Origin of the sequence: Nocardia carnea, assembly GCF_029868855.1 — a bacterium.
Taxonomy (GTDB): Bacteria; Actinomycetota; Actinomycetes; order Mycobacteriales; family Mycobacteriaceae; genus Nocardia; species Nocardia carnea_A.
In genome coordinates, this window is sequence record NZ_JARWOV010000154.1 from 1 (window position 1) to 10,025 (window position 10,025).

At 68.8% G+C, this 10,025-nt stretch carries 7 protein-coding genes and 1 pseudogene; 2 read left to right on the forward strand and 6 right to left on the reverse strand.

Annotated features, from left to right (window positions below):
* Positions 1 to 158 precede the first annotated feature (158 nt).
* The 3 genes and pseudogenes from QH195_RS14150 to QH195_RS14160 all read right to left on the reverse strand — a co-directional run bounded on the left by QH195_RS14150 (position 159) and on the right by QH195_RS14160 (position 5,203).
* Entirely contained in the window at positions 159 to 1,607 is a 1,449-nt protein-coding gene (locus tag QH195_RS14150; protein WP_280435697.1) for a three-helix bundle dimerization domain-containing protein, read from the reverse strand.
* A 132-nt stretch (positions 1,608 to 1,739) separates the two neighbouring features.
* Positions 1,740 to 3,416: pseudogene (locus tag QH195_RS14155) on the reverse strand (phytoene desaturase family protein).
* Between the two features lie 197 nt (positions 3,417 to 3,613).
* Positions 3,614 to 5,203, reverse strand: coding sequence for an AIM24 family protein (locus tag QH195_RS14160; RefSeq protein ID WP_280435698.1), 1,590 nt, complete (start codon positions 5,201 to 5,203; stop codon positions 3,614 to 3,616).
* Positions 5,204 to 5,487: 284 nt separating this feature from the next.
* Here QH195_RS14160 and QH195_RS14165 point away from each other — a divergent pair, with 284 nt between their 5' ends.
* Positions 5,488 to 5,838, forward strand: a complete 351-nt coding sequence (locus tag QH195_RS14165) for a hypothetical protein (RefSeq protein WP_280420537.1) — start codon at positions 5,488 to 5,490, stop codon at positions 5,836 to 5,838.
* A 266-nt stretch (positions 5,839 to 6,104) separates the two neighbouring features.
* Here the strand turns inward: QH195_RS14165 and QH195_RS14170 are convergent, their stop codons facing one another.
* The 3 genes from QH195_RS14170 to QH195_RS14180 form a co-directional block, all read right to left on the reverse strand.
* Positions 6,105 to 7,295 carry a cation:proton antiporter gene (locus QH195_RS14170; protein WP_280420538.1) on the reverse strand — a complete coding sequence of 397 codons (1,191 nt, stop codon included), beginning with the start codon at positions 7,293 to 7,295 and terminating at the stop codon, positions 6,105 to 6,107.
* A gap of 10 nt (positions 7,296 to 7,305) precedes the next feature.
* On the reverse strand, positions 7,306 to 7,788 hold the full coding sequence (locus tag QH195_RS14175; protein WP_280420539.1) for a cation:proton antiporter regulatory subunit: 483 nt from the start codon (positions 7,786 to 7,788) through the stop codon (positions 7,306 to 7,308).
* Positions 7,789 to 7,899: 111 nt separating this feature from the next.
* Positions 7,900 to 8,766: a bifunctional 5,10-methylenetetrahydrofolate dehydrogenase/5,10-methenyltetrahydrofolate cyclohydrolase gene (locus tag QH195_RS14180; RefSeq protein ID WP_280435699.1), complete on the reverse strand. Its 867-nt coding sequence runs from the start codon at positions 8,764 to 8,766 to the stop codon at positions 7,900 to 7,902.
* 258 nt (positions 8,767 to 9,024) lie between these two features.
* Between QH195_RS14180 and QH195_RS14185 the strand changes: the two genes are divergently transcribed.
* On the forward strand, positions 9,025 to 9,900 hold the full coding sequence (locus QH195_RS14185) for a YdcF family protein (protein WP_280420541.1): 876 nt from the start codon (positions 9,025 to 9,027) through the stop codon (positions 9,898 to 9,900).
* The last annotated feature ends 125 nt before the right edge of the window (positions 9,901 to 10,025 follow it).

The following is a 10,025-nucleotide window of genomic DNA, read 5'->3' on the forward strand; positions in this document are numbered from 1 at the left end:
GCCGGAATCTCCCGCCCCGGAACGATTAACGCCCTCTCCCTCGCAGACTGGAAAGACACCGTCGACGTCTGCCTCACCCGGGCCTTACTCCCCAACCTGGGCCCCCCCCCCGGGGGCTGCGCCCCGGGGGGGCCCGGCCGGGGCCCCCCCCGGCGCTGTCAGTAGGCGCCCGCGACCCCATCGAGCAAGTGTTCGAGGGTTTCGTAGGCCGGTACATCGACCACATCGACCACATCCGGGCTGACCTGCACCTCGTGCTCGGTCACCACCTCGTCGAACCGGGCCGCGTCACCGGTACGGAACCCGTGTTCGGCGGCCAGCGCCTGCAGGTCGGGGTCGTTGTGCAGCAGAGCCCCGATCTCCTCCCCTTCCGGGGTGAGCGGAACCAGGGTGTGCCGCGACAGCACCGTCGGCGACGGGTACAGCAGGACCATATCTTCGCGCAGGCGGCCGGCGACGGCCGCGGCGACATACTGCGCCTCGTAGATCCAGGTCATCGGGGTCGCACCCATACCCGCGGTGAGGTACTCCTCGAACGGTCCGGTACTCGAGCCCTCGGTGTACCCCTGGGCCAGGAACAGCCGCTGCAGGGTGGGCAGAACATGCTGTTCGGCGGTCGCGCCGCGCACCACGGCGTGATCGTTGACCACATAACCGGCCACCGCCAGATACATGGCCGCCGAATTCGAGGTCCGGATATCGGTAGTACTGATCAGGATATTCTTCGCGACCGGATAGGCCCGGTTCCCGGCCAATTCGTCCCACTGCACACCGCGCTGGACCATATCGATATAGGCGGAGAAGTCGAGCGCCGGAGCGGGGCCGTCGTATTTCACCGCACCGGCCGCGTCGAGCAGCTCCACGATGGGCGCGAAGGTGGCGATCGCCATCGGCGAATAGAAGGGCGTGAACTGGTTCCGCACCCCCACTTCGCGTTTCAGTTTCTCGGCCGCGGGCAGGCTGGACGGAAAGGCGAAGGCCTGCCCGTCCAGATCGAGCGACGTGGCGAGCTCCCGCGAACCGGCCGCTTTCACCCGGACCTCGAAGCCGTGTGCGGCAAAGATTTCCGTGACCCGCTCATCGCCGAAGAACGCCGTCTTCTCCGATCCGACGATCCCGGTGACAGCCGTCAGCGGCGCGCCCGCGACGGGCGCCGCCGCATGCGTCGCGCCGGTATCCGGCCTGGTCACGGCCCAGGCTGCGGCGCCCGCCGCCACCACACCGGCACCGGCCAGCACGAACAGCCCGCGCCGATCGGTGGCCGGGCCGCGGCCGCGGTCGGAAGCAGTGTTCCCGGTGGAGCCCGCCGTGAGCTTCTCGGTCGGTGCCGTGGCGTTGTCCGTCCCGATTGCGGTGATGCGCTCCGGTTCCTGCGCGGGCTCCAGCTCCCGGCGCACCGCGCGCTCCACCAGAATGGGCACGAAATCGCGGACGGCGCTGCCGGAGAACCGATCATGCGTCGTCCGCACCGCGACACCCACCTCCGCGGGCGAGCGATCCGGCGCATAGGCCGCGGCCAGCCGGTTCTCCAGCTCGCGAATCGCCTTCAGCTCACGCGCGGCCTTGTCGTCGGGGGCCTCACCCTTGGGTGCGGTATCGAGTGCCACGTCCATCTCCTCGGCGCCGGACAGCGAAATCGAAACGACCCGCCGGGCCGATCCACAGCCGACAACCCTACCGCCACAAAGTATTCGAATCCTCCCGTGAGCGGGTACAGCAGCCGATTCTCCGACCAGAATTCACCGCGCATTTCCCGGCCGCTGGGCGGCGGTTTCCTCGAGGACCGCCATGGCGGCATTGTGCCCGCCGATACCGCTCACGCCACCACCGCGAACGGTTCCGGCACCGCAGCGCAGAATATTGCGGTGCGCGGTATCCACGCCCCAGCGCTGCGCCGGCGTCTCGGCGGATTCGGTGCGGTACGGAAACGACAGCTCACCGTGGAAGATATGTCCGCCGGGCAGGCGCAGTGTCCGCTGCAGATCGACCGGGGTGGCCGCGTCCAGACAGGGCGCGCCGTGGGCGTCGCGGGCCAGGCATTCCTGTACCGGCTCGGCCAGTACCGCGTTCAGCCCGTCCAGCGCAGCAGCGACGGCGGTCTCCTTCGCCGCTCGCGGGTCGGCCGCGAAAAGATGTGCGGGAGTGTGCAAGCCGAACAGCGTGAGCGTATGCCGGGTGCCCGACACGCCGGGACCGGCGATGCTCGGATCGGTGAGGGTATGGCAGTAGATCTCCGACGGCGGCGCGGCCGGTAGCCGCCCGGCGGCGGGCGCGCGGGGGGGGGGGGGGGGGTGTTTGGTGGTTTGGGTGTGGTTTGGCCTTTATATCACCGCGGGGGGGGGGGCGGTTCGCCGCCGGGGGGCGGCCGCGCGGTAGGCGCGGTCGAGTTGTTCGTAGGATTCGGCGATATGGAAGGTCCCCGCGAACGCGTCCCGGGGATCGGTTGCGGTATCGCGCAGCCGGGGTAGCCGGTCCAGCACCATATTGATCTTCAACTGCGCGCCTTCGGGTTCCGTATCCGCCGGTTCGCCGAGGAGTCGCGCCAGTTCGGTGGGTGCCGCATTCGCCAGGACATATCGGGCGTCGACCACGCCCGGCGAACCGCCATCGATAACGAAACGAACCTGGGCCGTCTCACCGTCGGTGGCCACCCCCACGACCTCGGCGCCGGTCACCATTTCCGCTCCGGCCGAACGCCCACAGGCGAGGAGGGCGTCGGTCAAGGCGCCCATTCCGCCCACCGGCACGTCCCAGTCGCCGGTGCCCCCGCCGATCACGTGATACAGAAAGCAGCGGTTCTGGGCCAGCGACGGATCGTGGGCATGGGTGAACGTACCGATCAGCGCATCGGTGAACACCACGCCGCGGACCAGATCATCGGCGAAGTACGCCTCGATCGTCTCCCCCAGCGGCTGCTCGAACAGCGCCGCCCAGTGGCGCGCCCCGACCCGCTGCCGGAGTTCTTCCCGGGTGGGCAGCGGTTCGGTGAGGGTCGGGAACACCGCACGGGCGACCTCACCGGTCATCGCATAGAACCGCTGCCAGGCCGCGAATTCCCGGTCCGACCCGGTGACCCGGGCGAAGCTGTCCCGCGTGGCCGCCGTGGAGCCGTTGTCCACCAGCAAACCTGTATCGCCGGTGGGGGTGTAGGAGGAGATCCGGCGTTTACGGATGCGGAATCGTAATCCGAGGTCGCGCACGATCCGGTCCGGAAGCAGGCTGACCAGGTACGAGTACCGCGATACCCGGATATCGATCCCCGCGAACAGCTGCGCGGATACCGCCGCGCCGCCGGCGACGGCAGCCTGTTCCAGCACGAGTACCGAATACCCTGCCCGGCCCAGATAGGCCGCCGCGACGAGCCCGTTGTGCCCGCCGCCCACGATCACCACGTCGTACCGAGCGCTCTTCACCATGGGTTGTCGATACCACAACATCGCCGGAGGCGTCGGTATCGATAGCGTTCAGGGCAGGCCGAATACAGCCCGCGACCAGCAGGTCGGCCGCCACGGAGCCGTGGTCGACCGGTACCGGACACGCCCGGGCCTGTTCGACCGGCGCCGCGGCGGCGACGTCTCCGACACTGCGCACGCCGGGAGCCGCACGCGCCGCGCTAGCCGAGTAGACCGCCGAGCAGTCCACCGCTCTGGCCCGCCTCCTGGCCGCCACCGGTACCACCGAGGAGGCCGCCGGGCGGTAGCTCGGACGGCTGCACGATGACGAAACCCCGGCCGGAGAACGACAGGGTGATCCCCTCTCCGGTGCTACGGCCCATCAGCCGGCCCAGCCCGAAGGAATCGTTGCGTTTGACCCCGGTCTGCAAGCTCGACGACCAGGCGATGGCCGCCTGCGGATCGGCGTAGGTCGGCTGGTCGACATTCAGGACGACCGGTGTGCCGTGGCTGGTGATGGCGATCCGGCCGCGGCCGGAGAACACACAGTTGAACAATCCGGCGTTGCTGGCAAGCCCGGCCGCGCCCTGCACCATCCGGATGTCGTAGCCCAGTGTCGGGTCGAAGGCCAGGACGTTCGAGCCGTTGATGGTGAGCCCGTCGGTGCCGTCCAGATCGATGATGTGCACATCGGCGGCGCCGTTGGCGACGAAGAGATCACCGCGGCCGGAGACCTTCATCAGTGGCACCCCTTCACCGGTGAGCCGCTGCTGGATGGCGCGGCCGATACCGCCGGAGCCGAGCGCCTGGAAATGCAGGTCGCCCTGGTAGGCGACCATGGAGCCGGAGCGGACCAGCGTTTCGCCGTTCACCCCGACCTTGATCATCTTGCCGCCCTGCTTCTGGATGCCCATACCAGAGACTTCGGCATGACGCGGGTCGAACAGCTCGCTGTGCATCGGCTGAGCTCCTTGCTGAGGAAAGTGTGCTGGATTGTGCTGTGGTGCCGCCGGATACGCGGCGGCGGGCGGATACGGCTGCTGCGGCGGATAGGGCTGCGATGCGGGGTGGCCGGGTGCCGGCTGATGCCCCGAGGGATAGGGTGCCGGGGCCGGCGGCGGTCCCTGGGGGTAGGGAGCCGCGGGTGGTACCGGCGAATAGGGAGCCGCGGGCGGCGGATACCCCGGCGCGGGCGGCATATTCGGCGCCGGCGGAGGCGAATACTGTTGCGCCGCCACGGGGTTGGCAACCATGGTCGGGTCGGTGCGGGAGGCCGGTGGCTGTTCCGGCGGCGCGGGCGCCGGCGGTACGGGGTCGTCGTCCACATTGACCCCGAAATCGGTGGCGATACCGGCGAGGCCGTTGTCGTAGCCCTGCCCCACCGCCCGCACCTTCCAGGCACCGGCCCGGCGATAGATCTCCACGCACACCACCGCGGTTTCGGTGCTCAACCCGGATACCGGGAAGGTGAGTGTGCCCTGCGGGCCCGTGATCGTCGCCGTCAGCGATCCCACCGAGCCGAAGGCCGGCGGTCCGCTGCCGTCCAGGCTCGCGGTGACCACGACCTTGTCGATATCGGCCGGCAGCACCTGCGTCTGCACATCGACCGCGTCACCGGCGCCCCGGCCGTGCCGATAGGTGACGCCGGGGCCGGCGGGTTGATTGAAGAAGACGAAGTCCCCGTCCGACCGGACCTTGCCATCAGCGGCAAGCAGGAGCGCCGAGACATCCACCGCCGCCGAACATGTCACAGTGACGGTCAAACGGTCGCCCGGCGCCGGCCGGTTCTCCCCCGGAGCGAGTGCGGTCACCTCGTATCACCTCGACTCGACGCGTACCGGCGCCGGCCGGCCCGCCGAGTTCCCCGGCACGGGGCCGGGCACTCGTTCGATTTCTGTTCCACACCGACGAGTCTGACCGATACCGCCCGCGCCGCGCCACCGCGGGACCGGGCCATCCGCGCACGGTCGCCGTCACCTGCGGTGACCCGGTAAACAGCGAACCTGAGAACATTCACAGCAGCAGCACAGCCAACCGACAGATCCCGGCGGCACTCTGGTAGTAGACGAGCGGAACTCGGCCCCGGGAGGAACCCATGGTGGATATCGAGATCACCGGCACCAGCGTCACTGTTCAGGTCCGCGGCGCGCACCGGGTGCTGTCGCTGCGCGACCGGATCACCTTCGATCTGGCGAATATCGCGGCGGTCGCCCCCGCAGAAATCGATCTGCGCCCGCCCTGGGTCCGCGCGCCCGGCGCCTTCTTCCCGGGCGCGATCGCGGCCGGTACCTTCCGCGGCAAGGGTCGCAAGGAATTCTGGGACACACTTTTCGGTGGTAAGGCGGTGCGGATCGATCTCCGCGGCACCGATTACACCCGGCTCGTCGTCGATGTCGAGGACCCGGCCACCGTGCTGCGGTCCCTGTATTCGGCCGCTGCCGCCTGACCGGCGGCCCTCCGGTTCGCCGATCGGCCTCCTTCGCCGCGGAGGCCGATCGGCGGATCTCCACGCCGGGCCCCGTACCGAACGCATCCGGTTCGGCCGGAACCGCCGGGCCACCGGACCGCCGGCGTCCCGGTCGACGGCTCGAGCGCCTGCCGCCGACGATACGAATCAACGACCGTCGGCGCCCTCCTACTCGCCGAGGATTCACCGGACATCGCAATGCAGACCGGGGCGACGGTGGCACTACAGCGTTGTGACCGGCGCCGTCATTCGTCAGCGGTATCCGGTTCCGGTTTCGGCTGGCGGGTCACGAACCGCAGTACCGGTTCCACCACGCGGGCCGCGATCGGGCCGACGACCGCCATCAGCAGGACATAGGTCGTCGCCAGGGCGGCGAATTCGTCGGGTACGGCGCCCGCCGCCACGGCCAAGCCCGCGATGACGATGGAGAACTCGCCGCGCGCCACCAGCGCGGCACCGGCGCGGGCGCGGCCCAGGTTCGACGATCCGGCATGCGCGGCGGCCCACCAGCCGGTCGCGACCTTCGTCACCGTGGTGATCACCGCCAGCAGCACCGCCCAGCCCAGGACCGGCGGAATACTGCGCGGATCGGTGGTCAATCCGAACAGGACGAAGAACATGGCCGCGAACAGATCGCGCAGCGGTTCGAGGATTTTCGTCGCGTTGTGCGCGGTGGTATCGGAGATCGCGATACCCAGCAGGAAGGCCCCGACCGCGGCCGATACCTGCAGCGCCGAGGCGACCCCGGCCACCAGCAGCGCCGAACCCAGCAGTTTCAGCAGAAAGATCTCGCGGTCCTCGCTGGATACGATCGCCGAAACGTATTTGCCGTACCGCAGCGCCACCACCAGGACGACCGTGACCGCCGCCAGGGCGATGGCCAGGGACTGCAGGCCCGCCACGAATCCCAGCCCGGCCAGAACGGCCGTCAGCACCGGGAGGTAGGCGGCCATCGCCAGATCCTCGAAGACGAGGATCGACAGGATCACCGGCGTTTCCCGGTTACCGAGCCTGCCCAGATCGTTGAGCACTTTGGCGATGATCCCGGACGACGAGATGTAGGTGACACCGGCCATGGCCAGGGCGCCGGTGGGCCCGAGTCCCAGCAGGAGCGCCACGATCACGCCCGGTGTCGCGTTCAGCACCAGATCGAGCAGACCGGCCATCCAGGATCGGCGCATACCGGTGAACAACTCGGCCGCACTGTATTCGAGGCCGAGCAGCAGCAACAGCAGCACCACGCCGATCTCACTGGCGAGATGGATGAACTCGTCGGCTTCGTGGAGTTCGAAGAAACCTCCTTCCCCGAATACCAGTCCGCCGAGCAAATACAGGGGTATCGGGGACATGCCGATCCGGGCCGCGATGCGTCCGAGCACGCCGAGCCCGAAGAACACCGCCCCCAGCTGGATCATTGCCAGCGTGGTCGCATTCATCGCCGGCGGATCAGCCGTCTTTCAGGATGTCCGCGGCCTCGTCGAGACCCTCGGAAGTCCCCACCACGATCAGCACATCGCCCCCGGTGAATACGAAATCGGGTCCCGGTGCCGGCATTGCCTGGCCTGCGCGCATCACCGCCACGATGGAGGCCTTGGTACGGGTCCGCATCCGTGTCTCGCCCAGGGTGCGCCCGTCGTAGGGGGAGTTCTCCCCCACCGGGAGCTGGCGGGTGTTCACCCCGTCCATATCGCGGTGTTCGTTACGCAGCTGACCCACCAATTGCGGCGCACCCAGCAGATTAGCGAGTGTCCCGGCCTCGGCCTCGGTCATCGGGATCTGCGTGGTGGCATCCGGATCACCGATCTTGGTGAAGATCAGGTCGATCGTCCCGTCCTTGTGGTCGACTACCCCGATCCGCCGGCGCACCGTGGTGAGTGGAAAGTCCTTGCGGACGCCTATTCCCGGCAAGGGTGTCACTTCGACGTTCACGATGTCACCTTAGCTCGACTGTGGGTACGGCCCGATGGACCGTACTCTCTAGCGCTACCCGTATCGAGCCGGTCACCAAACACGCAGGCCACAACCCCCGTGGACGGAAGCTCACGCGGGCGCGGTCCGACCGGCCTGTTCGGCCGCGATCACCACATGCCGCATGAGCAGCGCGGTGGTCACCGGCCCGACGCCGCCCGGTACCGGGCTCAGCCCGGCCGCCGTGCCCCGGACCGATTCCGGGTCCACATCGCCGACGATCGAGCCGTCGGCCGCTTCGTTGGTCCCCACATCGATCACCACCGCGCCGGGACGCAGGTTCGCACCGGTCACCAGTCCGATCCGGCCGGCGGCGGCGACCACGATATCGGCGGCGGAGGTCACCGCGGGCAGATCCGTGGTGCGGGAATGGCAGATAGTGACCGTCGCGTTCTCCGTCAGCAGCAGCTGGGCCAGCGGTTTACCGACCACGTTGGAGCGGCCGACGACGGCGACGTGGCGGCCCTCGAGCGCGATCCCGTGATGTTTCAGCAGTTCGACCACGGCCTCGGCGGTAGCGGGCGCGAAGCCGGCCGATCCGGCGGTGAGCAGGCCAAGCGACAGCGGGCTCACCCCGTCCACATCTTTGGTGGCGGCGATCGCCGGGGATACGTCGTCGAGGGTCACCCCGGCCGGCAACGGGGTCTGCAGCATGATCGCATCGGTGGCCGGATCGGCGCTGCGCACCGAGAGTTCCGTCCGCAGCGTTTCGGCCGAGGCGTCGGCACCCAGATCGACTGTGTCGCAGTCTATACCGCGGTTGGCGGCCGATTTCTTCAGCGAGTTGACGTACCAGGCGCTGGCCGGATCGTCGTTGGCGACGATCAGCGCCAGGCGCGGTGCCCGGCCGATCTGCTCGGTGAGGGCCTGCGCCCGCGCGGTCGTCTCCGCGTTGAGAGCGGCGGCGAGGTCTTTCCCGGTCAGCGATGCGGTATCCACGAGCATCCACCCTAGCGCCGCGGCCGGACGCGACCCGCGAGGGCGTCACACGACACGGCGCGAAGGCTGCGAGGGTACCGCCGGATCCGCGGATATGTGGACGTTGCCGGGTTTGAGACATGTCACGAGTCGGACAGCCGCAAATCCGCGGTCCCGGCCCTGCCCGGCTCTATGGTGAGTTGCCACGTACCGCAAATCCGTCAGTTCCGACCCGATCACCTACGAGAACCAGCTCCCCCGTGGAAAGGTGTCGCCGTAGTGCACAATCGCAGAGGTCTGCAATATCTGGTGGCGATCGCCGCCGCCGCAAGTGTGTCTCTCGCCGGTCTTTTCGGCACGCCCGCTCAGGCCAGTCCCGAAACGGACGCCCTCTACAATTCCGCCCAGCGTCATTTCACCGAAGGTGATTCGGCCGCGGGCCGCGCCGTACTGCGCGATCTCATCGGCCGCGATCCGGCCGATGCCGAGGCCTTGTCGCTGCAGGCGATCTGGTCCCATTACGCCGGTGACATCCCGGCCATGAACGACGCCATGGGGCGGCTCCGGGTCGTCGACCCGGGGATGGCCGCGGGCACCGATCGCGTCCTGCACGGGATCGGGGCGGGGATCGCCACGCTCCCCAATCCGCTGCCCGCCCTGGTCGGGCCGCAGACCGGGATCGTGGTCTTCGGTTACGGTCTGCTGCCCGACGGCACGCCCCGGCCCGAACTGGCCGACCGGCTGCAGGCCGCCTGGCTGCAGGCCATCGCCTCGCCGTTCTCCCCCATCGTGGTGAGCGGATACAACCCCAGCAACGGGATCACCGAGGCCGAGGCCATGCGTAATTGGCTGGTGGGACGCGGGATTCCGGCGAGCCGGATCCACGTGGAGAACCGGGCCGGCTCCACCGTGCAGAACGCGCTGTTCAGTGCGGAAATCCTGCACGGTCTCGGCGCCCACAGCGCGGTGGCGGTCACCTCACCGAACCATATCCGGCGGGCGGTCGCCGATCTCTACGTCGCGGGAATCCCCGTGGTGGGTGCCACGACCTCGCTGAACCAGCTGGTCTCGCAATTGCCGCCGCCGAGCAAGCAGGCCCAGTACAGCATCTACCTGGATGCGACCCGTACGTTCCAGCTCAGCACCAGCCGCTGATCACCCGGTGGCGACGGCCCCCCCGGTACCGGCGGCCCCCACCACCCGGGCGATATAGGCGGCCAAAGCACCCCAAGCCCCCACCGGCCCCGGCAGAAATTTTTTATTTTACACACCCCGCCCGG

Excerpts from the sequence above, each read along its gene's own strand:
- QH195_RS14165 (WP_280420537.1), top strand. The coding sequence starts at position 5,488 with ATGGTGGATATCGAGATCACCGGCACCAGCGTCACTGTTCAGGTCCGC.
- QH195_RS14170 (WP_280420538.1), bottom strand. The coding sequence starts at position 7,295 with ATGAATGCGACCACGCTGGCAATGATCCAGCTGGGGGCGGTGTTCTTC.